1 protein-coding gene is annotated in these 490 nt (G+C 49.2%); it reads right to left on the minus strand.

Annotation, left to right across the window (positions count from 1 at the left end; all coding sequences use genetic code 11):
• Positions 1 to 477 (minus strand): nucleoside-diphosphate sugar epimerase/dehydratase (locus ACQRBJ_RS16210; protein ID WP_445304259.1); only part of this gene is annotated, 477 nt, incomplete at its 3' end.
• Positions 478 to 490 lie beyond the last annotated feature (13 nt).

The raw sequence follows: 490 nt of genomic DNA on the forward strand, positions 1-490 counted from the left end.
GCCTACCATTGCGGCTTCTTCGGTAGTGAATCCTTTGACGATATACTGGGAAGGATGGTCGTTGCGCATGGACTTTGCCAGGGAGATACCGCCTTCCCGTACACCGAGGATGAAAACCGGAATCTTGGTTTCAGCTGAAAAACTGGAGTCGTACATATACTTCACGAGGATTCGCATCGTCCACATCTCTATCATGGATATGAAGAGCATGACGACAATGGATTCTGTGGTAATCTCGCAAAGGATATTTTCTGGAATCACCTGGAGAAGTACGCAATTCAAGATGAAACCGACAACGAGGGCACCGGATATGCGGAGCAGGTCAACGAATGACGAGTAGCGCATGATACCGGAATAGGTATGGAACATACGCATACCCACCACGAAGAGTGGCAGGGAGCAGACGAACATGAGGAGGTAGTTCCAGAAATGGGAAGCTATCACCTCGCCTCCTTCTGCGATATAGGTTGCTATCATACCCGCTATGACG

The sequence above is a fragment of the Prevotella sp. SGI.167 genome, from assembly GCF_050313615.1.
Lineage (GTDB): Bacteria > Bacteroidota > Bacteroidia > Bacteroidales > Bacteroidaceae > Prevotella.